21 protein-coding genes and 1 pseudogene are annotated in these 21,619 nt (G+C 33.8%); 8 read left to right on the top strand and 14 right to left on the bottom strand.

From position 1 onward, the window contains the following. Positions 1 to 7 precede the first annotated feature (7 nt). Entirely contained in the window at positions 8 to 994 is a 987-nt protein-coding gene (dapF, locus tag ERK18_RS02410) for a diaminopimelate epimerase (RefSeq protein ID WP_187154128.1), read from the top strand. A gap of 61 nt (positions 995 to 1,055) precedes the next feature. Here the strand turns inward: dapF and ERK18_RS02415 are convergent, their stop codons facing one another. The 6 genes from ERK18_RS02415 to ERK18_RS02440 form a co-directional block, all read right to left on the bottom strand. After that, entirely contained in the window at positions 1,056 to 2,177 is a 1,122-nt protein-coding gene (locus ERK18_RS02415) for a glycoside hydrolase family 172 protein (RefSeq protein ID WP_187154129.1), read from the bottom strand. Between the two features lie 10 nt (positions 2,178 to 2,187). Next, positions 2,188 to 2,592, bottom strand: coding sequence for a PTS sugar transporter subunit IIA (locus tag ERK18_RS02420; protein WP_187154130.1), 405 nt, complete (start codon positions 2,590 to 2,592; stop codon positions 2,188 to 2,190). Positions 2,593 to 2,609: 17 nt separating this feature from the next. Next, the gene (locus tag ERK18_RS02425; protein WP_187154131.1) at positions 2,610 to 3,428 is read right to left on the bottom strand and encodes a PTS system mannose/fructose/sorbose family transporter subunit IID; all 819 of its coding nucleotides are present in this window, start codon (positions 3,426 to 3,428) and stop codon (positions 2,610 to 2,612) included. Position 3,429: 1 nt separating this feature from the next. Further along, the gene (locus tag ERK18_RS02430; protein ID WP_187154132.1) at positions 3,430 to 4,215 is read right to left on the bottom strand and encodes a PTS mannose/fructose/sorbose/N-acetylgalactosamine transporter subunit IIC; all 786 of its coding nucleotides are present in this window, start codon (positions 4,213 to 4,215) and stop codon (positions 3,430 to 3,432) included. 1 nt (position 4,216) lies between these two features. Further along, positions 4,217 to 4,711 carry a PTS sugar transporter subunit IIB gene (locus ERK18_RS02435; RefSeq protein ID WP_187154133.1) on the bottom strand — a complete coding sequence of 165 codons (495 nt, stop codon included), beginning with the start codon at positions 4,709 to 4,711 and terminating at the stop codon, positions 4,217 to 4,219. A gap of 242 nt (positions 4,712 to 4,953) precedes the next feature. Further along, the gene (locus ERK18_RS02440) at positions 4,954 to 7,671 is read right to left on the bottom strand and encodes a sigma 54-interacting transcriptional regulator (RefSeq protein ID WP_187154134.1); all 2,718 of its coding nucleotides are present in this window, start codon (positions 7,669 to 7,671) and stop codon (positions 4,954 to 4,956) included. A gap of 219 nt (positions 7,672 to 7,890) precedes the next feature. Here ERK18_RS02440 and ERK18_RS02445 point away from each other — a divergent pair, with 219 nt between their 5' ends. After that, complete coding sequence (locus tag ERK18_RS02445) at positions 7,891 to 8,787, top strand: alpha/beta hydrolase (RefSeq protein WP_187154135.1); 897 nt, start codon at positions 7,891 to 7,893, stop codon at positions 8,785 to 8,787. Between the two features lie 57 nt (positions 8,788 to 8,844). Here the strand turns inward: ERK18_RS02445 and ERK18_RS02450 are convergent, their stop codons facing one another. The 7 genes from ERK18_RS02450 to ERK18_RS02480 all read right to left on the bottom strand — a co-directional run bounded on the left by ERK18_RS02450 (position 8,845) and on the right by ERK18_RS02480 (position 15,672). Further along, positions 8,845 to 10,248, bottom strand: coding sequence for an APC family permease (locus ERK18_RS02450; RefSeq protein WP_187154136.1), 1,404 nt, complete (start codon positions 10,246 to 10,248; stop codon positions 8,845 to 8,847). A 9-nt stretch (positions 10,249 to 10,257) separates the two neighbouring features. Further along, positions 10,258 to 10,986, bottom strand: a complete 729-nt coding sequence (locus ERK18_RS02455; protein ID WP_187154137.1) for a gamma-glutamyl-gamma-aminobutyrate hydrolase family protein — start codon at positions 10,984 to 10,986, stop codon at positions 10,258 to 10,260. Between the two features lie 464 nt (positions 10,987 to 11,450). After that, complete coding sequence (locus tag ERK18_RS02460) at positions 11,451 to 13,001, bottom strand: ATP-binding cassette domain-containing protein (protein WP_187154138.1); 1,551 nt, start codon at positions 12,999 to 13,001, stop codon at positions 11,451 to 11,453. A 274-nt stretch (positions 13,002 to 13,275) separates the two neighbouring features. Continuing rightward, on the bottom strand, positions 13,276 to 13,719 hold the full coding sequence (locus ERK18_RS02465) for an ASCH domain-containing protein (protein ID WP_187154139.1): 444 nt from the start codon (positions 13,717 to 13,719) through the stop codon (positions 13,276 to 13,278). Then, the gene (locus tag ERK18_RS02470; protein WP_187154140.1) at positions 13,719 to 14,111 is read right to left on the bottom strand and encodes a cytidine deaminase family protein; all 393 of its coding nucleotides are present in this window, start codon (positions 14,109 to 14,111) and stop codon (positions 13,719 to 13,721) included. Before ERK18_RS02470 ends, ERK18_RS02465 begins: the two co-directional genes overlap by 1 nt. Before the next feature lie 43 nt (positions 14,112 to 14,154). Continuing rightward, positions 14,155 to 14,640, bottom strand: coding sequence for a GNAT family N-acetyltransferase (locus ERK18_RS02475; RefSeq protein WP_187154141.1), 486 nt, complete (start codon positions 14,638 to 14,640; stop codon positions 14,155 to 14,157). A 144-nt stretch (positions 14,641 to 14,784) separates the two neighbouring features. Beyond that, on the bottom strand, positions 14,785 to 15,672 hold the full coding sequence (locus tag ERK18_RS02480; protein WP_187154142.1) for an SDR family oxidoreductase: 888 nt from the start codon (positions 15,670 to 15,672) through the stop codon (positions 14,785 to 14,787). A 160-nt stretch (positions 15,673 to 15,832) separates the two neighbouring features. Between ERK18_RS02480 and ERK18_RS02485 the strand changes: the two genes are divergently transcribed. After that, positions 15,833 to 16,198, top strand: a complete 366-nt coding sequence (locus ERK18_RS02485) for a DUF805 domain-containing protein (RefSeq protein ID WP_109586911.1) — start codon at positions 15,833 to 15,835, stop codon at positions 16,196 to 16,198. Positions 16,199 to 16,371: 173 nt separating this feature from the next. Here the strand turns inward: ERK18_RS02485 and ERK18_RS02490 are convergent, their stop codons facing one another. Then, positions 16,372 to 16,614: a MerR family transcriptional regulator gene (locus tag ERK18_RS02490; protein ID WP_187154143.1), complete on the bottom strand. Its 243-nt coding sequence runs from the start codon at positions 16,612 to 16,614 to the stop codon at positions 16,372 to 16,374. 156 nt (positions 16,615 to 16,770) lie between these two features. On the opposite strand from ERK18_RS02490, the pseudogene ERK18_RS02495 reads away from it, so the two are divergent. The 5 genes and pseudogenes from ERK18_RS02495 (at position 16,771) to ERK18_RS02515 (ending at position 21,460) form a co-directional block, all read left to right on the top strand. Beyond that, a pseudogene (locus ERK18_RS02495) lies at positions 16,771 to 17,416 on the top strand (NAD(P)H-binding protein). A gap of 137 nt (positions 17,417 to 17,553) precedes the next feature. Continuing rightward, positions 17,554 to 17,715, top strand: coding sequence for a hypothetical protein (locus ERK18_RS02500; RefSeq protein WP_187154144.1), 162 nt, complete (start codon positions 17,554 to 17,556; stop codon positions 17,713 to 17,715). A gap of 1,181 nt (positions 17,716 to 18,896) precedes the next feature. Then, positions 18,897 to 20,162: a M20/M25/M40 family metallo-hydrolase gene (locus tag ERK18_RS02505; protein WP_187154145.1), complete on the top strand. Its 1,266-nt coding sequence runs from the start codon at positions 18,897 to 18,899 to the stop codon at positions 20,160 to 20,162. A 1-nt stretch (position 20,163) separates the two neighbouring features. Next, positions 20,164 to 20,982: a DUF3100 domain-containing protein gene (locus ERK18_RS02510; RefSeq protein WP_045928806.1), complete on the top strand. Its 819-nt coding sequence runs from the start codon at positions 20,164 to 20,166 to the stop codon at positions 20,980 to 20,982. Next, positions 20,975 to 21,460: a hypothetical protein gene (locus tag ERK18_RS02515; RefSeq protein ID WP_187154146.1), complete on the top strand. Its 486-nt coding sequence runs from the start codon at positions 20,975 to 20,977 to the stop codon at positions 21,458 to 21,460. The genes ERK18_RS02510 and ERK18_RS02515 overlap by 8 nt, the downstream gene beginning before the upstream one ends. The last annotated feature ends 159 nt before the right edge of the window (positions 21,461 to 21,619 follow it).

A 21,619-nucleotide genomic window follows, 5' to 3' on the forward strand; every position in this document is an offset into this window, starting at 1 on the left:
AATTTTTATGGTACAACTACAAAAAGTTCACGGTTCACAGAATAAATTTTTTCTACTAGATCAAACTCAATTGCAAACCCCTTTAACTAAAAATGAATTAGTAAATTTGGCTCGGCAAATAACTAACTCTGCCACTGGATTATTAAACGGAGCTGATGGTCTGTTAGTAGTCAGCAATTCGCATCATCTACAAGCTTTAGGCAAAATGCAGGTCATTAATGCTGACGGTTCTTTTGCTTCCATGTGTGGCAATGGTTTACGTACTGTAGGCCGTTATCTAGCAGAAAAATTTCACAAAAAATCTTTCAAGGTTGAAACAATGCAAAGTGATTTACGTGTTAGTTGTCAGCCGGACTGGGCGCAAAACGTTAAAGCAGTCAGTGTAGAAATTAGTCCGGTTAGTTTTGCAGCTGGAGATCTTCCTTTTACTAACTTAGGTTGCTCTGAACTACTAAACCAAGCAGTACCTGAATTTGCACCCAAGTTAACCTTTTCAGCAGTTGCTGTTCCCAACCCTCATTTGATTAGTTTAGTTTCAGATGAAGTTTTAAAAAGTGACTTGTTAGCAAATTTAGGAACAAAATTAAATCAGAAAAATCCTTATTTTCCAGACGGAGTAAACGTCAGTTTTGCTCAGGTTCTGAGTTCTGACCACCTTTTCGTCCGCACTTTTGAGCGCGGTGTAGGTTTTACCAACGCTTGTGGTACTGGCATGTCTGCAGCAAGCTTAATTTACGCTTTGACTAACAAGTCACAGGATCTGTTTGATAAATTGCTGACTGTTTCAAATCCCGGAGGATTTGTCCAAACAAAGGTACATCGCACCGCCAATAGCTATTGGATCGAATTAATTGGAAATGCGACAGTTACACATTACATTGACGTTGCAGAAAGTACCTTGCACCAGAAGCAGCCTGATTTTAATAATTTTAAGATTACCACTACTTCAGAGAATGAAGCATATCAGAATTTTATTGGTGAGAATAATAACTAAAGCAGCTGATATTTTAAAAAAGATAACCAAATTTTGAACTCAATTAAAATATCCTTTTTATCTATCTTGGCAAACGTTCATTTCTCGATAAAAAGCTTTTAAATGGTTGATGGGGCTCAGTTTGATACCAATAAGCTACTGTTGCAATATCATCTGAACGTTCGAACAGGCCAATATCATCATTACCTATATCTTGAAAAGTAACTTTTAGATTTTTAGTAAAAGCTATTGGATCCGGTAAATGCCATCGGTACAACCCATGTTCTGGTAAGCCATCATTCCCACAAGCATGAACAGAATTAGGGTCTGATTTTCCTGCGCTAAACATATCCCGCGAATGGTCTTGAGTTTCGTGAAACGGATAACCTTGATAGGCAGTTGAAAAAGTATAAGTTTCTGGCAAATGTCCATATTCCTGTTTTTGAAAAGCCCAAGCTCCACCAAAATAATCTTCTGCCCCAGTTGAAGTTACAGTAGGATATTGATTATCTTCATCAATATAAAATTTAAATTCACCTTCACCCCACCAATATCTTTGTAAAGCGCAAAGAGCCATATATGTGCCCACATAATAGCCTTTGCCCTTTACTCCATCAAGTAAAGTATAATCCTGTCCCATTTTTACTGGATTTTCGCGGTTCCAAAGCGCATGAAAATACAATAAATCTTCAGTTTTGGTTTTTTTAACATAATTTATAGTATAAAAAAAGTGTTTAATAAATCCAGGGTGTTCGTTTGTAATAGTTATTTTTGCATGTTTGTTAAAGGGCATTTTAAAGTAAGAATTCATGCCACCAAAGGGATTTACAACAATTGGTATAGAATTAACTATACATCGAGTTCCAAAACCATTACAGAAGAAGTCACCCAATGGGACTTCCACAGAAGGATTTTGCTCATTGTCCCAGTACATTCTCAGCACTAAATCCCTCAAAACAAAGCTTCCCTTAGTTGTCTTGTCTGTAACTGTAAACCACATATGGCGAATTTCTCCTGGCCCAATAATGTCAGCTAATGTTACTGTTTCTCCCTGTTCAAGCGAAATATCAGCACTTCCTTTTCTTTGTGGTCCCAGCTTGCCGGTTGCCATTGCTGCCTTCCCAGGAGCCCCTGTCTTATTTTCGGCAGAAATAGTCCTGCTTTGTTCGTTTTTAAAATGTAATACATCATCTAAAGAGCTCATTCTTTACCACCTACTCATCATCATTTGAATCAGTTATATCATTTACTGATACTTGTAATAATTGCTGTCTTGCTTGATTAATTAAATTAGTGATATTAATTGGCTGATCATTTTTAACTGCAAGAGCTAACGCTAATGCAAATGGTAAATTAACCCCAGTGATTATATGAATCTTAGCAGATGCAAATTGACTCATCACTTGATTTACACTTCCAAAACTTAAGTCGGTAAGTATATAAAATTCGTCCGAATTATTTAACATCTTGCCAACTTTTTCCTTTAATTCATTTGTTCCTTCATTGTTCATATAGGCGCAAATGGCTGCGACAATCTTTTTATCTCCTGTTAGGCCAGCAAGAGTTTCTTGATAGCCCTGTGCAAGCGTATAGTGAGTTACAATAATAATCTTTTTCATTATTTTTTCCTTACCTATTATTTTAAGAAACCAAATGCTGCCCCAAACATTGCTATTACAATAAATAATAAAATCACCCAGGTCATATTCCACTTTTTAGATTTTAAAAGCTTATAAGCTAGCCAAACTAATAATGCTGGAATTAATTGTGGTAATATTTTATCCAACATTGGTTGAATTTGCATTGTAACTTTTCCAAATTGGAATTTTAGTGGCGATGTAACAGATATAACGGATCCAATCAAAGAGCCTACAACTGTGATCCCTAAAACAGAAGCAGCTTCAGTTAAGTAATTTATCTTATCACCATATTCTGTAATAACTTTAGAGCCTTGTCTATATCCAAACTCAAAACAATGCATACGTAGGAAAAAGATAATTGCTATTAAGATACCCCACAGAATAATACCGAATGGATTATTTTCTAAAGCCATATAAGCTGCTATTGACCCCATGATAGTTGGAATCATTGTCATTAGAAGAGAATCACCTATTCCAGCTAGTGGTCCCATAGTACCAACTTTAAAATCATTAATAGCACTTTTAGCAGCTAAACCTTGTTTTTCTTCCATAGCAACACAAGCCCCTAGAACAATAGCAGCTAACCATGGTTGAGTATTATAATATTGAAAATGATTGTCTAAAGCTTCGACATAATCATCATCTTTTTGATATATTTTACGCAAAATTGGGGATAGAGCATATGCAACAGACGCTCCTTGTTGAGTTTCGTAGTTAAATGTCTCAACACTCATTAACCAACGATAATTAGCTTTACGCAAATCTTTTTTTGTTACTATTGGGCCATAAATTTTTTCGTCTTTTTCTTTAGCCATTTTATTCGTCCTCTCCTATACCTGAATTTGTATTTGCAGCCATGGCTTTAGCTTGGCCTTCTTTTTCAGCTTGCTTATAGGTTGTAAATGCAGCTGCAAAACCAATTATTGCCGCACCGATAATTGGCACTTTTAGGAAAGCAGCTAGAAAGAAACCAATCAATAAGTAATTAACTAGTTTACCTGTAGGCATATAATTTAATAGCATTGCAATACCTACGGCAGGTAACATTTCACCTGCTATAGTTAGTCCTGTCATGAACCATTTTGGCATAACTTGTAAAATAAAGTTCACAGCTGACTGACCTAAAGTGACGGCAATAAAAACTGGAATTGCTGCTGAAAGGCCAAAGAATAATGGACCTAACCAGGTAACTGCACTCATTTTTTTAAATTGACGAGAATCAGCATAACTTTTTGCTTTTTTAGCTACAAATCCGTTTAAAATTTTAACAATAACATCTAATTGAACTCCCAGCATTCCAACAGGTAAGCCTATTGCTAAACCTGCGCTCTTACCCATTGAAACTCCAAAAGCAGTAGCAATGATCGCTGTTGTACCATAGTCTGGTACTGACGAACCACCAAAGCCAGCGACACCTAATGACATTAGCTGAACTGTACCACCTACTAATAATCCGGTTTGTATATCTCCCATTATTATTCCGGTAAAAAGCCCCCAAAAAACGGGATAATTAACGAATAGCATCGGAATACCATAGTAATCAACGTGCTTTATAAAAGCTAAAAGCGTTAACAGAATAATTTGTAATATTGAAAAATGCATTTTAACTATTAGCCTTACTTTCTAAAAATTCCTTAGTAACTTCTATTTCTTTATCAGCCGGGACATATTGAGAAAATAACTTGACACCTTTATCAATTAATGACTCATATACTGTTATTTCATGACTATCAGCAAAAGCTCGCTTAGAAATTTCTATACCATTATCACGAGCTGTAGTACCGCCAATATTCAATTTTTTAATTGGAACACCGATTTTTACCAAATCCAAAAAAGTTTGTGGTTCTTTAGCCAGAACAAGTAACTTTTCCGCATCATACTTACCATTTTTAAAATTAGTTAAGGCCTTTTCTTCTGTAATAATGGAAATTGCATTTCCAGCTGGTCGTGCCATTTTCATAGTAGCTTTACTTATTGAATTATTTGCTGTTTCATCATCTATTACCATTACCCTGTTGGATCCGGATTGTGGAGCCCATTGAGTAACAATTATTCCATGAAGTAGTCTATTATCTATTCTTGCTAAAACAATACTCATTTTATTTTCCTTTCAAATGATACTAGTAACTTCTATATTTCAATCGCTTTCACTAATTTAACAGCAAAAAGTGTGCCAACCCAGTGTCAAAAAAAAACAGTTTGGTTTGATGTGAACCCTAAAATTAGAACAAACTTGAGGGATCATATCACTTTTCCACAATCTGCTTTTTATATTATTTATTCCAGCTTAATACTATGATTTGGACACTATAACCAGGAATTATAAATAGTGTCTGATTATTATCTATCATAATTAAAAACTAACTCATATATATATTTTAGCTCCGTCTTAGGAATTCTAATATTATAGATTTCTTCAAGTGGGTGTAAAGCTAATTTTATTGTCTCAATCCCTTTTTCTTTTTCCTTACTGTCTGTAAAATTTCTTGGACTGTTCTCTAAGGACTGGTTGCGAATAATTCTTTCAATCATGCAACTAATATGCACATAAAGTGCCATTGTTGTTTGGTTTGATAATCTTTTATTGAGATAATTATTCATTTTTTCAAGACAAAAACTAATGTTTCTTATAACTGCTTTAGTATCCAAAATTGTTAAGGAATTAATTACTCTTTCTATACTGAAGTTCTTAAGAATAGAATCATTAAATTTATATAAATCTTGTTTACTTAGGATACCTTGCAAAGAATCTTTTAATGTAGTTAATTTAGATCCATTTACAAGTTGATCGATTGAAATATATGGGATTTTTTCATATCCAGGGTTTACAGTCCCTATAATTGTTAGAATATTATATTTTCTTTTAAGAGTATTTTCCTGGTCTTCTATCTTTAATGAGTCGTAAGAATATGCCTTCACCATTATTTTGGTTTTATTTGGTAAGCTATCTTTAATCATTGTTTTTATCTTTTCAGCAGTCCCTATTCCAGTTGTACAGCAAACAATGATAACATTCTGCTTGATCATCTTAGGATATATAATACGATAATCATTATGAATAACTTGATTTAAATCTTTAGCCATAGCTGATAAAGGTTTTTTCTTTTTAATATACTCAGCAGCAAACAATGCTAATTGGGTTGATACGTTATTAAAAATAACTATAGGAAAGTTTATTTCCGTTTTTATTAATTCAGGTATCTTTTCTAAAGAACCCATATCTGCCATTAAAATTATTCCTTTAGTGACATGTCTTACACGAATATAGTTTGCTACTTTCTGAGCTATATCTTCAGGTTTAATATCAATTGGCATATCAAATGAATCCAGCAATGGTTCACCTATTATTTTGTTAACCGTGTCAGCAATACTGCTTGCAGTGGAATAACCATGTGCTAACAATATGCAGTGAATTAGGTCAGAATTAGTACTTCTTTTTATACTTTCAAGATAAATAGTCAGAAACATTCTGTCGACTTCATCAGTATACAAGTTCAGGGTTTTGTTTATAGTATCCAAGATTACTTGCACAATTTGTTTGACGTAGGTTACTTCATTTAATTTTGCAATGATTTCTCTAATCAATTGGCTCTCTTTAGAAGAAATTGCCCAATGATTTTCCTGTCGAAAATAAAAGTAATAAGAAATAGCTACAATAATGTTGCCATTAAAGTCATTATAAAAATCATTTTTCAAATAACCTACTTCTTGGTTAAGTGTGTTTTTTATCAAATTTAAGGGTAATTCACCTATGTTTAAGTCATCTTTTTTAAAAATTAAATAATCACATAGAGAGTTAACAACATCAAAAGCTTTTGATCTAAACTGTAAAAAGTCCTCTTTTTGATATAACAAATATATTTTTTGGATCGCTTTATTAATATAATTAGTGCTATTTTTATTTTCAATAAAGTCTGTGGTTTTACTAGTAGGTTTAATATTTAAGTCTGCACTACCTTTGACTGAATTATTATTTTCAGCTAAAGTTGAAGGTAAAATATCTTGTGGTAAATCTGCAAGTTTAATACTTATAATTTTAGAATTGATATCTTTTTCCAAAGCACTGGCAACAGACAATAAAATATCATTTTTTAATTGCCCAATATTATTTTGATAGTTAACATTGCTCAGCGTCAAGAAAACTTGACTATTAATTTTAAAACTTTTATTAATCTTTTGAGCATGTTGAATATAAAAATAAATAATCAAAGCACGAATCTCATTTTGAGTACGCTCTTTCAAAGGAGGCATTGAAATTTGAACTGGGATTCTTCTAATAAATGTCTCTAAGAAGCTACTCTGAATATCCTCTGTAGTTGCACAAATTAACCTCACATTTACTTTTTTCTTATTTCCTGCATCTCCTAAAGCAGAAATACTGCCATTATCTAAATATGAAAAAAGTTTTTCTTGTCCTTTGGCGTCTAATCTATGAACTTCATCTAGAAAAAGCATACCTCCATCAGCCTCATCAAAAAGCCCAAGATGATTGCTATCTGCACCAGTAAAAGCTCCCTTTACATAGCCAAATAGGGTTCCCGTCAGTAGTTCTGGATTATCTGCATATTCTGCACAATTAAAGCTGACAAATTTACCTTCTTTAGAAATGTAATTTTCTGCTACACAATATTCGAAATACTTTCGTGCGATATAACTTTTACCTGTTCCTGTTTGTCCAGTAATAAGAATTGGTAAACTTCCCGGGTATGATGCAGCCGCTTTGATTTTTTTTATTTGGCTATAAAGTGATTTATCATGTCCAATTACATTATTAAAAACATCTTCATCTCGATACTTTTTCTGTAACTCTTTTACACTGCCATACTCATTGTCTAACACACATCCTGATTTTTTCTCAGCAATTTTTTTAAAAATAAATACTGCTGGGCGTGTATTAATTTTTATTAATTCATTCTCTTTAACTAACTGATTTAGATAATGACTAACTGTATTACGTTTAAGGCCGAGTTTTTCTGCCAAATCAGTTGTTGATAAATATTGATTGTTTTCCAGTTGGCTTTTTTTAATCAAAGTTAACACTTTTTGCTTTACATTCATTTAAATACCCCATATTTATTTACCAATTATGTTAGTTGTTTTATTAAAGCTGTTCAAGTTATGCTAATTGATGTTTAAAAATTAGTACTTACTTTTATAAGAATTAGCTATTACAAAGTTTCTTTATTATCACTTTAAAAAGACTTAATACCGTTCTTTTTTACTCGTAATGAAGTAGAATATAATACTAAAGCGATTACAAAAAAGGAGAGCTGTAAAATGTCAGAACCTGACTATCGAAAATTAGTTGAAGAAACACGAAAAGTAATTAAAAAAGGTGATGATCAGCGCGATGCTGGGTTGCCAACACAAATTCCGGAAGTAGAAAGGTTTGACAATATTTCCTATGGTAAGGATCCCAAGTATCAGATACTCGATGTTTATTTACCAAAGAATAGAACCCATGCTAAATTACCGGTAATCGTAAATATTCACGGTGGCGGCTGGATATATGGCACCAAAGAAACCTATCAGTTTTATTGCTTGGCTCTGGCTAAAGAAGGATTTGCCGTAGTTAACGCCAATTATCGTTTAGCACCAGATGTGGTCTATCCCGGAGAACTGGATGATATCAACCGCGTGTTTCACTGGGTAGCCCAAGAGGAAAATGCGACAAAATATCAATTCGATCTAAATAACGTCTTTATTGTTGGAGACAGTGCCGGCGGCCAAATGGGAGAACAAATTTTAGCAGCTTACACTAACAATGAATACCGCAAGTATTTTGGTTATTCAGTACCCCGTTTAACAATTAAAGCTGCCGCTTTAAATTGTGGTGCCTACTTCCTAACCGAAATCCCCTCATATACTGGGGCACCCGAAGCCTATTTCAGACCTGATATTCGTTCAAATAAGCATGAAGAATTAAACGCCGAACAATTTTTGACCCAAGCACTGCCACCGCTTTTCTTAATGACATGCACTGATGATTTCTTACGTGATAACGCCTATATGCTTTCAGGCTATCTGAAAGCCAAAAATATTTACCATGAACTTCATTTCTATGGTGATAAGAAGCATCCACGAGGTCATGTTTTTCATGTTAATCAAAAAGATGAATTGGCCAAGAAATGTAATGAAGATGAGCTAAACTTCTTCCGTAAATACATTAATTAACAGTGAAAAAAAGCCGAACTAGTATTGTCTAGTCCGGTTTTTTGTAAATTTTTAGAGCTACTGCTGGCTGCTTCTTTCTTTTCTGGAAAACCAAAACATAAACAGCGGCAAAATTATGAAGCCAAAGATCATCATGAAAATTGCATACCAGTTAACGCCTACGACTTTGCCATTTTCAATAATACCAAATTGCGCTTGCCAATTATATTTGACTAGCAAAAAGATTACCAAAACAATTGACAATATTGGTACAAATATATCAGTTAATGCACTTTTAGGAGCCGGCAATATTGGCTGCTTATTTTTACCATAATAAAAGCAGATTACTGCCAGAGGAACAATGATGAATCCTAAAAATCTGACCATAGCACTCAACGTAATTAAGTTAGTCATGTTATATTGAAAAGCTAAGGGTACTAAAATTGCTAGTGCTTCAGAAATAAAGAAAGTTTTAATGGGAAAGTTATTTTTAGTCCTTTCTGTTAAAGTAGCCGGCAGTTGATGTTCACGGGCCATTGCCTCCAAAATGCGCGGTGCATTAAAACTAGAGGCAACATTTATTCCCAGCATCGAAATAAGCGCTCCAACTAAAATTACATCCCGCAATATATCATTTTTAAAAATCGCACTGATTGCCACCACTTGTTTAGTCGTCATCAATGCCTTAGGATCCAAAACCATCGCTACTGCCACTACCCCAATATAAATAGCGGCAATAACCAAAATTGCCAGTGGAATAGCCTTAGGTAAATTCTTTTCTGGTTCCTGCATATCTTCGGAGCCAGATGCAACAGATTCAAAGCCGGTAAAAGCATAAAATGCAGAAACAACAGCCATAACAAGACCGGTAGTAGTTAAAGCCGGTACTATTTTATGCCCATTTTGCGTTATTTGGTCAACGGATGACAGGCTATGGCTGGCTCCAGTGGTAATAAGTAAAACAACTCCAGCTACAATAATCAAAATTAATGCAGCTAATTTACCAGCTGTAGCCATGTTCATTACAAGCTTCACAAACTTTTGCCCAAATAAGTTAATTACAGTTACTGCAACCATTAATATAATAAAACCAATGGTGACATTTAAAAATTTGTCAGGATTGCCACCAAAAATAGAAATAGTCGATTTGATTACACCGACAGCCATTACTCCCCAAGCAACACTGGCTGAAAAATAGCGCAAGATACCGACGTAAAAGCCAACATTGTCACCAAAGGCTGCCTTAGAATAAGCATAAGAAGCGCCAGACTTAGTTACGTATTTGGCTGCTGCTGAAAATGAAATTGCTAAAATTGCAGCAAAAATTGCAGCGATGAAATAGACAATTAATGCTTTGCTCCCTGCCTGGCTAACCACGCTCCCGGGAGTTAAAAAAATACCCGAGCCAATAATCGAATTAATTGCTAAAAAGACAATTGACCAGAAACCTAGTTTATCCCCAGCATTTTTATTTTGAGTCATTATTACTCCTTACTTGGCTTTTTTAACCACAAATTTAAATAAATTATTCATATACTTAGTATTAGGATTGTTATGTAGCATTTCGGGGTGCCATTGAATCGCCAAAACAGTACCCTGTTTATTTTCAAGTCCTTCCGGGACACCATCGCTTGCATCCGCAACTTCAAGCAAATCCGGGGCGACCTTTTTAATTAATTGGTGGTGAAAAGAATTAACCATGCATTCAGTTTTGCCTAAAGTCTTAGCTAATAAGCTGTTTTTCTTAATTGTTACTTTGTGAGTAGGCAAATCAGGTGTATGACCTTGTTCGTGTTTTAGAGTTTGCTCTGAGCGATAACTAATATCTTGGTAAAGACTGCCACCATGTGCTACATTAATGATTTGTGCTCCGCGGCAAACTCCCAGAACAGGTTTATTAGCTTCTTCAGCAATTTTTAATAAAAGCATATCAAAGTGATCTCTCTGGGGCCAAATAGGACCAATCTTAGGCATCAATTCTTCACCATATAAGTGAGGATCAACATCATGTCCACCGGATAAAATCAATCCTTGAACATGAGCCATCTGGCTTTTAATAACTTCATTATCTTCAGTAAAAGGAATTATAAAGGGAATTCCGCCATTTTTAACAACAGAATCCACATAGTCCTCATTAACATAACTACGTCTGTATCCTGGAAACATTCCAGCAGAATCAATCATTTCAGATCCTGCTATGCCAATAATTGGTTTTGTCATTTTTTCTCCTTAATTAAACTTATACTACTAGTTATTAACATTATAATAGTTATTAGCAATTTACGTGTGCCATTTGTTTTTATCAAAAAATATAGCAATAGTTCGCAGTCTTGAGTGTAAAAAACTAAATTTATTTTCTTTTCCTTTGGCACTAACCTCAATTGCAGCCAATCTAAGAAGTACATTACTCCTTTCGCTAATCCCACTGAACCTCTATCTCTATAATCATTATCAGCTTTCTACTTTAAATTTTTCAAAGTTTCATTTCCATTATTTTTAATTAATTTTGTTAACAAGATTTGTAATTCCAGCACCTCCACTTCCTGTTCTAAAACAGACACATATCTGTAACAGTCGAGTTTTAATTGACTTTTTGGTAATCAACTTTATTTTTTAATCATACTGGCCAGAATAGTAATGCTTCTGCTTCCTTAATTAATAAAACTTGGTTCTCTTTAGAGACTTTATTTATTTTTGAGATTATTTATTTCCCGGGAAATATTTTCTATCTCTTTAAATGAAGCATTGGGGTCGGCAATTAGTTTATCTAATTTAAATTGAAGCAAATTAATCCGATTATCAATATTGGTATTCTTATGACTCGAAAAATCAGTGGTTTTAATTAATTTATGATTTTTTATTTCCCAGGTTGCAAAATTCAAATTTTTCAGCAAGTTCTGATCATGAGATACCAGGATAATAGCAAATGGATAATTTTTTAAGAACTCTTCAAGAGCATTAATAGCTGAAATATCTAAAAAATTATCTGGCTCATCAAGTATCAGTAAGTTGTGTTCACCTAATAACACCTTTGCCAATTTATAACAAACTAGCTGGCCTCCACTTAAATCACAGACTTGGTTATTCAAAAATCTTCTTAAACGTAAATCACCTAGAAGTTGCATGGTAGTTGTTTTATCAAAAACACTGATCTTAGAAATTGTTTCTATCAATGTCTCCCTTACCGCAGCTTCTTGAGCAATATTCTGTTTAACATAACCGATTTTTAATTGCGGATTAAACCAAGCGTTAAGTTTTTGATGAAATAATTTTGCTAAAAAAACTGATTTTCCGACACCATTTTTGCCAGTTAATGCAATTTTTTCTCTTCCTTTTATTTGCAATTCTTTTGTTATACTAAACAATTTGTTTCCGTGTAAGACAACATCTTGAATGCCTAATCTGACCAAACTACTTTTTTGTGATAGATCTAAGTTTGTTGTTTTAACGTTACTAAATGTAATTGGATGATGGACTTGTGGTTTTTCCAGCGCAACTTCCTCGCTTGTTATACGTTTTTTTAATTGAGTACTAATTCGGCTAAGCCTTTTCTCAATCTTGCCGCTGTCTTTTATTTTCCAATCCGACCAAGACATATCTTTCTTTTTCTTGGTAGCATTTTGAGACTTTATTTCAGCCTGCCTTTGATCTTTCTTTAGTTTTTTAATTTTAGTTAGTTTTTCATGGTATTCTATCTTTTTTCTTTTTTCTTCAGCTATGAGAAATTGACAATATTCACTATATGAACCATTAAATTCATGAACTTGATGATCTTTAATGTGCCAAATAACATTAACAAGTTTCTGTAAAAAAGACTGATCATGACTAATTATCAAAATTGGTTGTTTTAAACTACTTAAGGCTTTAATTAGCCATCTTTGTTGCTCAATATCTAAATTAGAAGTTGGTTCATCCAGAATTAGCAAAGAATCTTTGGCTTGACCCAATCTGATTATTGCCTGAGTAATGGCTTCTTTTTCTTTTTCCCCACCACTTTGCTCATCGTTATTTAAAAGCTGTGGTACCAAAACAATACGACAATGGCGCAGTATTTGTCCTGTTACTCTGAAAGTTGTGGGCATTTGGGCAATAGTATTAATCAATGTGGTTTTACCTACACCATTATCCCCGATTAAACCAATTATTTGATTGTCCTGAATATTCAAATGTGGAGCATAAAATAAAGATTCGTCACGATTTTCAACGTTGAGGTTAGTTATTCTAATATATTCCATACTAGCACCTGCTTTTTGCTAAAGAAAAAGCACTGATAACCAAATTGCCCATAATTTGATTAGCAGTGCACAAAAAGCGGTGAAATTAAAGCGCCACCTTAATAGAGAACAATACTAATTTCTGATTATCGGCAAAAATGCATGATAAAAGCATTGGTTATCAAACTTTTTTGCTTACTAATAAAACCAGAAATTAATTCTCCATTTTGGCAATGACCTCTTTCTCTAAATTATTTTAACTATATCATATTTTTTTCATTTTGCAACATCCCAATTATTCAACTTTTTCAAAAATTTCACATACCATTGGTGCCTGCGGATAAAATTTTTGACCATTGGCTTTAAATTCTTCTTCAAAGAATTGATCATGAACTTTGCGCCAGTACTGATAACTGCGGTCTCCCTCACCTTCATGATAAGCATGTTCTGCGGAAATTTGATTATAAGGAATAATTTCTACCACTTTATCTTGGACAACACAGACAGGTTTGCCTTGACCATCGAGAATTATGTTCCAATCGCCAACTTTAGTCATATCTTCATCGCCTGGTATATATTCTGAAGTTGTAGCAGTTTTTATGCCTCTCCTAACTAACTCAGCCAATTCATCTGCATCTTTTTCATTAGAACCAAAAGCCCAAGCTTCAACTTTAGTGCCTGCAGGCAAATTATGCTTAAGGCAAAAATCCTGCCAAAATAGTTTTACTTTTTCGTCCATTATAACCACCATTCTGGAGTCAGTTCACCCATCGTAGCGACCTTCCCACTTTCATAATCCAGCATCACTTCAACATGTTGATAATCTTTTTCCATGAGCTGAACAATAAACTCACGACAGGCTCCACATGGAGCACCATTTTTACCATCTGCCATTAAAGCTAAAATCCGGCTAATTTTGGTTTCACCATTGGTAATCATATTAAAAAGAGCATTGCGTTCCGCACAAACGCCTAATCCACACGCTGTGTCAACGCAAACTCCTGTATAAATTTTTCCCGATTCAGCTAAAACAGCAGCAGCGACACCACCGGCTTCCATATGAGATCCAATTGCGGTGAAACCTTGTACTTTCTTAGCTGCTTCAGACATTTTTTGCCATTCTTCATCCATATTTTTCCTTCATTTCTTTCATAAACCAGCTATAAAATTTAGCTCAAATTTTCTTTGACATGATATCAAATTTATAGCTGCCACCATTTGAATGTACCATTTCAGTATTTCTTTTGACATAACCAGCTCTTTGGTAGACCTTAATTGCACGCAAATTAAAGTCAGCAACGGATAAAACAATTACTTGATAGTCATAGTTATCTTTGACAAAATTTTCAATGACAGTTATAAATTCACTGCCTAGCCCATGACCAGTCAATTTGGGAGCCAATCCTAATCCTATTTCAACTTGCTCTTCTCTTTGGTCATTTTGATCAAGACAAAAGAAAGCAACTAAGTTGTCATCATTATCCAAAACCTGAAAGTAGTTATTTTTACGCATTTTGGGAGAAATTATTTCATCATAATCTTCTTGATCATTTTTCATATCGTAAAAAGAGTATTGTCCGTCGTAATGCCACTCATCCGCAATAATCCTGGCATTTTTTTGCGACAGTAGTGCTATTTTTCGAAAAATACTTTTATTCATTTCTTCACCCCTATTCTTTGGATATTAAATACTAATTAATTATTTAATATACTGAAGCCCTATCAAAAAAGCAAATTTTGCATAAAAAATCCGCTTTTGCTTACACGGAAGCAAAAACGGAAATTAAATTTTATTTATTATTCCTTAATTAATAGCTGGTCCACCTGTAGCACCATAGACTTGACCAGTGACATAACTTGCCAAGTTTGAAGCTAAGAAAATATAAACATGAGCTATTTCATCAGGTTGTCCTGCGCGTTTCAACAGTACTTGCTGACCAAATGTAGCAAGAGCATCGGTTGGCTGACCACCACAAACTTGCAGAGGTGTCCAAACAGGACCAGGTGCAACACTATTAACTCTAATTCCTTTAGGAGCAAGACTTTGAGCCAAATTAATAGAAAAGCTGACAATTGCTGCTTTTGTAGCAGCATAATCAAGCAATATTGGTGATGGACTGAATCCTTCTAAAGAAGTCGAGGTCAAAATTATACTGCCTGGTTTCATATGCGGTACAGCCGCTTTAGCCATTTCAAACATTGAGATGATATTAACTTCAAAGGTATCGTGAACTTGATCCATTGATAAATTCTCTATGCCATCAACATTTTGTTGGATAGCTGCGTTCATTACCAATAATTCTAAGCTGCCCAATTCTTTGACAGCTTTTTCAACAACTTTTGTTGCTTCGCCACGTTTACGGAAATCAGCTGGCAGCAAAACTGCTTTACGTCCAGCCTTTTTAATCAATTCAGCTGTATCTTTAGCATCAGATTCTTCTTCTGGCAGATACTGAATGGCGACATCGGCTCCTTCTTTAGCAAAGCCAATTGCTACAGAACGACCAATACCAGAATCACCTCCAGTGATAAGGGCATGACGACCTTTTAATAAGCCGTGGCCTTCATAGTCATTCATGTCTCCAGCAGGTACTGGATCCATTTTACTTTGCAGTCCAGGATATTCTTGTGATTGCTTAGGAAAATCATCATGATGATAACGTTTTAACGGGTCTGATAATTTATTGTCCATTTGTACTTTCTCCCTTCAATAAATTCAATTTCAAGATACCGCTTTTATAATAATAAAACAAAAATATTGCCTATTAATGCACAAAAAAACATTATCTTTGCTCTATTACTTTCTTTGTTCTATGATGAATTTATGAGCTATAAACAGGAGGAAAAATTCAATGCTTAAATCTTATAAAAAATTCTGGCAGAATATCTTTAATTTTTCTGGTACTGCTAATCGGTCTGAATATTGGTGGCCAGTAATTATTAACTGGGTATTAGCTTTTGTTTTAATGCATTTAGTTGAAGGTCTATTAGGCCATTCAATTAATGATATTTATAATTGGGGCGATTGGAGTATAAAGACTAGTTCTCTCATTATTTCCTTCGTTGTCTGGATTGCAATGCTATCTTTGCGTTTTCGCCGTTTGCATGATACCAATCGCTCTGGCTGGTGGGTTCTAATTATGATAGTACCAATCATTGGAGATATTTGGTTTATTATTCTAATGTTGCTGCCGTCAAAAGCAAATAATTATGATTAAAATAATGTTAATCTTTTGTTTCAAATCTGCCCAAACTACTCTGTTTAAACTTAAATAATATAAATTATGTGTAATAATGTACCTTTAGTGCAGTTATTGCACTTTTTCTTTTCCAGCCAATATTTCCGCTAATCACTTTTTGCTTCTGTTTTAAAAACATTTCTTTGCGTTGTTCAATTTCTATCAATACCATTCTCAGCTAGTTTAAGATACTTTTTGATTTCCTTAAGCGGCATTCCCGTTTTTCTTAGATAAATAATTGTACTAATCACTATCAGATCATTTGGTTCAAATTCACGAATTCCATTTTCGTCACGTTTAACAAATTTTAATAAACCAATTTTTTCATAGTAGCGTAAAGTATATGTACTAATTCCCAGCAATTCGCTGACATCTTTAATTCTAAATTTTTTCATTAGTATCTCCTTTTTAGCAACTTCACCAAGACAGGATAAAGCACTTATTTTTTATATTTCACTCTCAACTAAACTAAACGACATTTATTAAAAAATTTGACTTAGAGTTACTCGAACCCACTATACTGAACATTAATTACAAAAAGGGGTGTAATTATGAATTTCTTAATTTTAGCGGCTAATGGTCAAATAGCTCGAATCGTTGAAAGCAGAATATTATCTGAAGATACTTTTAAAGATATCAAATTGACTCTGGGTTTGCGCAATCCACATCGCTTATGTTCATTGGGATCCAGAGCCCAAATAATGGAAGTTGATTTAACTGACAATCAGGCCGTTAATAAAGCTATGCATAAACAAGATATAGTTTTCGTAGACGTTGTAGATCACACTAAAGACAATATCATTACTAAAAACGTAATTGAAGCAATGAAAGTTAACCATGTTTCACGTGTAATTTTTGCTAACATTCTGGGTATATATAACGAAGTTGGAGGTGAATTTGGCCGGTGGAATCATCAATTTGTTATGCCGGGACTACAGGCTGCCATTAACTCGGACAAACTTTTAGCAAGATCTGGCTTGCATTATACTACTTTACGTTTACCCTGGCTCAACGATCGTAATGAAATCAAATATTCTATTACTACTCATAATGAACCTTATATTGGTGTTTCAGTTTCACGCAAAAGCATTTGCAGACGTAATTTTAAAAATTGTGCGCAATCCTGCATTATATGATAATGACAGCATTGGAATTGCCGATCCAGATACACAGGGAAAAGATCGGCCTGTTTACTAAAGAATTAGTATAAATGAAAGCAGGAGCATTTATTAAACTAATCAAAGTGAATTAAAAGAATGTCCTATGCCCAAACTTCAACCAGAAAATGATGCAATTTTAAAAGTTGTTCGTTCCTCTGTATGCGAATCTGATTTATGGTGATTCTGTGGTATATCAAAATTTCTGCAAATTTAACTACGAAGCATGAAACATTGAGCATTGTTGAAAAAGTGGGCAAAAATATTGTTGATATTCAGCTGGAGTCTTTATTATTACATCATTTACACATGGTCGTGGTCAATGTTCAAACTGTTTAGCAGGATTCAATGGTAATTGTCTCAATAAAAGTCATTTAGAAATAGCGATTATCAGTCAGACTATTTTAATTTTCATTACGCTAACTGGGTATTACTCAAAATATCGAGGAAGCGTCCATATTATAATTATGTTTCACATGAAACAAGAATTGACTATCATGCATCAATCAAACGATAAAAGTCTGTATAATCTGTAATTCTTTAACTGATATATTTTTTACCTTTCCAGCAAACAAGTAGCTGACTATTACTGAGTTTAACTGCATTTACAAACCAAACTTTTGCCAGTATCTACTGAAAAATTGATTCTGTCAAATGATAAATATGTAATTTAGTAATTGTTTTTATTATAAAAGCATTTCAATTATTTACTTTAATTTAAATATTAGCTTGATCTGGTAGTACCTTTTTCAATATTTATAATATACATTATCTTAAACGTATATAAAATATTGATATAATTATCATAGGATAAATAATATTTACATTAAATTAATCACTTGCTTATGATTAAATTTTTTATATAATTTAAAAGGTACCGGTACAAAAATTAAAAAGCAAAGGAATGATTAATTTCAAATTAATAAAATGACAATCTCAGAAGTAACTGCCTTAGCTTTAAGTCCAGTTGCAATTTTTATATTTTAAAAATAGAGTGTAATTATGGAAACAAATAAACAAAAACTAACAGCAAATCAAAAAAGATTAAGAAGTAAGCCCAAACACTTTAAACTTTATCAGTTTTTGGTATACTTTTTCTCCATAATGATAAGCAGCATTTTGGTTGAAAAATTTTTACCGAATTGTTGGCCATTTTGGGCTAGTGGTAGGAATCTTCTGCTATTCTTAATTTGTATTGCAATATATTTTATATTTTTTACTTTTACAGATAAAGCTCTTAACTATTTCTGTTTTAAAAACAACTTTTAAACTATAATTTCGGGTGCAGATAAATCATCAAAATGTGATTTATCTGCTTTTTTAGTAATTTCAATAATTTATTTTTTCTTTTCGTCCAAATATCAATACCTACCCTCTAGTAACATATTTTGATAGAAAAAATTATAAAATGCGAACTTTAATAACACAAGCTAATATTTTTGTTCTTGCATAGTTGCTAATTTTATTTTATTCTTATTATTGTCACATATGATAATAATAAAACAAAAAGTGAGGATACAATGTCAAGTTTTCAAAAATACTATGCTGAACTAGCTGAAACTGCTGATTTTTTACTTCATAATCCAGAGCTTGGTTACAAAGAATTTAAAACATCTAAAAAGATCGAAGATGAAATTCACAAAATTAGTCCTGAGTTAAAAGTCGAACATTATCTAGATACTGGTTTAAAAGTAGCATTAACTAATGGTAGCCAGAAAACTATTGGAATTATCGCTGAAATAGACTCACTCTATCAGCCTAATCACAAACTAGCAGATGCAAATACCGGCGCTGCGCAAGCTTGTGGTCATTACACCCAAGTCACTACTGCACTTGCAATCTTGAATGAAGTAATTAGCAATCAGCGACTTGAAGATTTTGGTGCTAATCTAGCATTTATCTTCACCCCTTCAGAAGAATTTGTTGATCTTGCCTGGAGAAAACAAGAAAAGGAGGCAGGTAAACTAGATTACTTCGGTGGCAAACAAGAAGCTATTAAACTTGGCATTTTTGACGATATTGACTATTGTGTTTCAGTTCATGCGATAGGTGAAGACTTTGATGAACGAACTATCGAAATTAATTGTGATCTTGCAGGCTTTAATTTTGAATATTTCGATTTTTATGGCAAGGCAAGTCATGCGGCTTTCGCCCCAGATGCAGGTATTAATGCTCAAAGCATAGCAACATTATTTAATACCGCTTTAGCTCTGCAACGTCAGCAAGTTAAAGATCCCAATCGCATAAGATTTAATCCAGTAATTGTTGGCGAAAATCATGAATCAATTAATGTTATTCCTGATCACATTAAAATGGGGACAGACTTACGATTTTTTGACATAGATAACGCACAAAAACTAATGAATCGTTTTAAACAGGCAGCAGAAGGCTGTGCTTCAGCACTTGGCGGCTCAGTTGAGTCTGAAAGGCAAGTTGGCTACTTACCTCTGATCTCAAGTAAAAGTATGAGCGCTATTGTGAAAGATGTCTTCTCTGCAGATGAAAAAATTACCGGTTTAATCGAAAATCGGGGCTACACAATGGCGGCAGGTGATATTGGGGATGTCAGTTTTTTAATACCAACCATTCAAATCGGTTATGGTGGTTGGAACGGAACCATTCATGGTGATGACTTTACTCTAGTTGATCCTGAATTTGTACTAGCAATTTTCCCTGAATTTGTCTTTAGCAGTATTCTTAAGATTTCAAATAACTTAGATCAGGTAAAAACTTATAAGAAAACAAAAGAAGAATATCTTACTGAATTAGAAAAGATGGCAAAATAAAATGAAATATTTAAAAGCATATGGCCCGCTAATCATTTTAGTGTTGTTAATAGATACAGTTTCTGAAATGATTAGTACCCAAGTATTTAAAATCGGCAAAATTGAAATCTCTATCTTACCTCTAGTATTTGCGGTAATTATTGCCATTTTAGTTTATTTAATCCCAGCAAAATCTATCAAAAAACTCTATAACGATAAAAGGGTACAATTTGCCGGTAAATACATGATTCTTATCATGTTGCCTTTAATGGCACGGTATGGGGCAAATGTGGCTCCTAAAATCAACGAAATTATTTCTGTTGGTTGGGTTTTTCTAGTCCACGAATTAGGTAATTTAGGCACGATTATCTTCGGTTTACCTGTAGCGCTATTACTTGGCTTAAGAGAAGAAGCTATAGGTTCAACCTTAGGTTTAGGCCGTGAAGGTGAACTAGCATATATTAGTGAAAAATACACGCTAAATTCCCCTGAGGGTCGTGGCGTGCTCGGAATTTATTTAATTGGTACCATTTTTGGTTCAATTATCTTTTCAATCCTTGCTCCACTTCTTCTAGGAATGGGCTTTAACTATAAAGCTGTTGCAATGAGTGCTGGTGTTGGTTCTAGTTCAATGATGACTGCAGCTTCATCGTCTTTAGCAGCTTTGGTACCAAAACACAGCGACACTATTTTGTCCTTTGCCGCGGCCAGTCAGTTACTAACTAGTTTTATTGGCACTTATATCATGTACTTCCTGGCAGTGCCTCTGCAAAGATTCATGTACACACACATCACCAGCCTACTAGACAAAAAGAAAGAAGTTTATCCAGATCATGACTAAAGAAAACAATTTATATGAATTATTTAAAGATGCTGTCATTCTTTTACTTAGTGTTAGCTTAGTATTATTTGTTCAATGGGTTAAATTAATTAGAAATCCCAAAAGCACACCAATTACTACTGACACATTCATTGGTTTAGGTATGTTATGGCTTTTTTCGCTATTAGGCATAGTTATTAGTATGCTGATGAAAAAAGTACCTTGGAAAATCATTCAGGGCTTTCCTATTATAGGTTGGGTTTCAATTGTTTCTTTAATTTTTTGTTTGCTTAGTCCCTACTGCGTTCGCGTTATCAATGCTGTAGACTTTTTGTCACTAACAACCTCTGTTCTAGCATTTGCTGGAATATCAGTTACCCACCGTTTGAAAGAACTGACTAAAATATCCTGGAAGATTTTAATCGTCGCAATTTTTGTTTTCTTTGGTATGTACTTTATGGACACCTTAATCTCACAAATTGCCCTTAATCTTAGTTAAAAGTATTTTTTGAAAAGCTAAAAGTCGCCATAACTGCAATTAGTTTAAGCGGCTTTTTCTTTGTGCACATATATATTTTTATAAAAATTGAAAGACTAGCTATACACAGTCAATTTGAAAGGCACAACTGCAGTAACTTAGAAACTAGGCCTGATTAAC

It is taken from the genome of Lactobacillus kimbladii, from assembly GCF_014323605.1.
In the GTDB taxonomy this organism is placed as follows: domain Bacteria; phylum Bacillota; class Bacilli; order Lactobacillales; family Lactobacillaceae; genus Lactobacillus; species Lactobacillus kimbladii_B.

What these genes read in the sequence shown, in the direction of transcription:
- ERK18_RS02420 (WP_187154130.1), bottom strand. Translation starts at nt 2,592, where the DNA reads ATGAAAAAGATTATTATTGTAACTCACTATACGCTTGCACAGGGCTAT.
- ERK18_RS02450 (WP_187154136.1), bottom strand. Translation starts at nt 10,248, where the DNA reads ATGACTCAAAATAAAAATGCTGGGGATAAACTAGGTTTCTGGTCAATT.
- ERK18_RS02460 (WP_187154138.1), bottom strand. Translation starts at nt 13,001, where the DNA reads ATGGAATATATTAGAATAACTAACCTCAACGTTGAAAATCGTGACGAA.
- ERK18_RS02445 (WP_187154135.1), top strand. Translation starts at nt 7,891, where the DNA reads ATGTCAGAACCTGACTATCGAAAATTAGTTGAAGAAACACGAAAAGTA.
- ERK18_RS02500 (WP_187154144.1), top strand. Translation starts at nt 17,554, where the DNA reads ATGGTGATTCTGTGGTATATCAAAATTTCTGCAAATTTAACTACGAAG.
- ERK18_RS02425 (WP_187154131.1), bottom strand. Translation starts at nt 3,428, where the DNA reads ATGGCTAAAGAAAAAGACGAAAAAATTTATGGCCCAATAGTAACAAAA.
- ERK18_RS02515 (WP_187154146.1), top strand. Translation starts at nt 20,975, where the DNA reads ATGACTAAAGAAAACAATTTATATGAATTATTTAAAGATGCTGTCATT.
- ERK18_RS02490 (WP_187154143.1), bottom strand. Translation starts at nt 16,614, where the DNA reads ATGAAAAAATTTAGAATTAAAGATGTCAGCGAATTGCTGGGAATTAGT.
- ERK18_RS02465 (WP_187154139.1), bottom strand. Translation starts at nt 13,719, where the DNA reads ATGGACGAAAAAGTAAAACTATTTTGGCAGGATTTTTGCCTTAAGCAT.
- ERK18_RS02430 (WP_187154132.1), bottom strand. Translation starts at nt 4,215, where the DNA reads ATGCATTTTTCAATATTACAAATTATTCTGTTAACGCTTTTAGCTTTT.
- ERK18_RS02505 (WP_187154145.1), top strand. Translation starts at nt 18,897, where the DNA reads ATGTCAAGTTTTCAAAAATACTATGCTGAACTAGCTGAAACTGCTGAT.
- ERK18_RS02485 (WP_109586911.1), top strand. Translation starts at nt 15,833, where the DNA reads ATGCTTAAATCTTATAAAAAATTCTGGCAGAATATCTTTAATTTTTCT.
- ERK18_RS02455 (WP_187154137.1), bottom strand. Translation starts at nt 10,986, where the DNA reads ATGACAAAACCAATTATTGGCATAGCAGGATCTGAAATGATTGATTCT.
- ERK18_RS02440 (WP_187154134.1), bottom strand. Translation starts at nt 7,671, where the DNA reads ATGAATGTAAAGCAAAAAGTGTTAACTTTGATTAAAAAAAGCCAACTG.
- ERK18_RS02510 (WP_045928806.1), top strand. Translation starts at nt 20,164, where the DNA reads ATGAAATATTTAAAAGCATATGGCCCGCTAATCATTTTAGTGTTGTTA.
- dapF (WP_187154128.1), top strand. Translation starts at nt 8, where the DNA reads ATGGTACAACTACAAAAAGTTCACGGTTCACAGAATAAATTTTTTCTA.
- ERK18_RS02435 (WP_187154133.1), bottom strand. Translation starts at nt 4,711, where the DNA reads ATGAGTATTGTTTTAGCAAGAATAGATAATAGACTACTTCATGGAATA.
- ERK18_RS02480 (WP_187154142.1), bottom strand. Translation starts at nt 15,672, where the DNA reads ATGGACAATAAATTATCAGACCCGTTAAAACGTTATCATCATGATGAT.
- ERK18_RS02470 (WP_187154140.1), bottom strand. Translation starts at nt 14,111, where the DNA reads ATGGATGAAGAATGGCAAAAAATGTCTGAAGCAGCTAAGAAAGTACAA.
- ERK18_RS02415 (WP_187154129.1), bottom strand. Translation starts at nt 2,177, where the DNA reads ATGAGCTCTTTAGATGATGTATTACATTTTAAAAACGAACAAAGCAGG.
- ERK18_RS02475 (WP_187154141.1), bottom strand. Translation starts at nt 14,640, where the DNA reads ATGAATAAAAGTATTTTTCGAAAAATAGCACTACTGTCGCAAAAAAAT.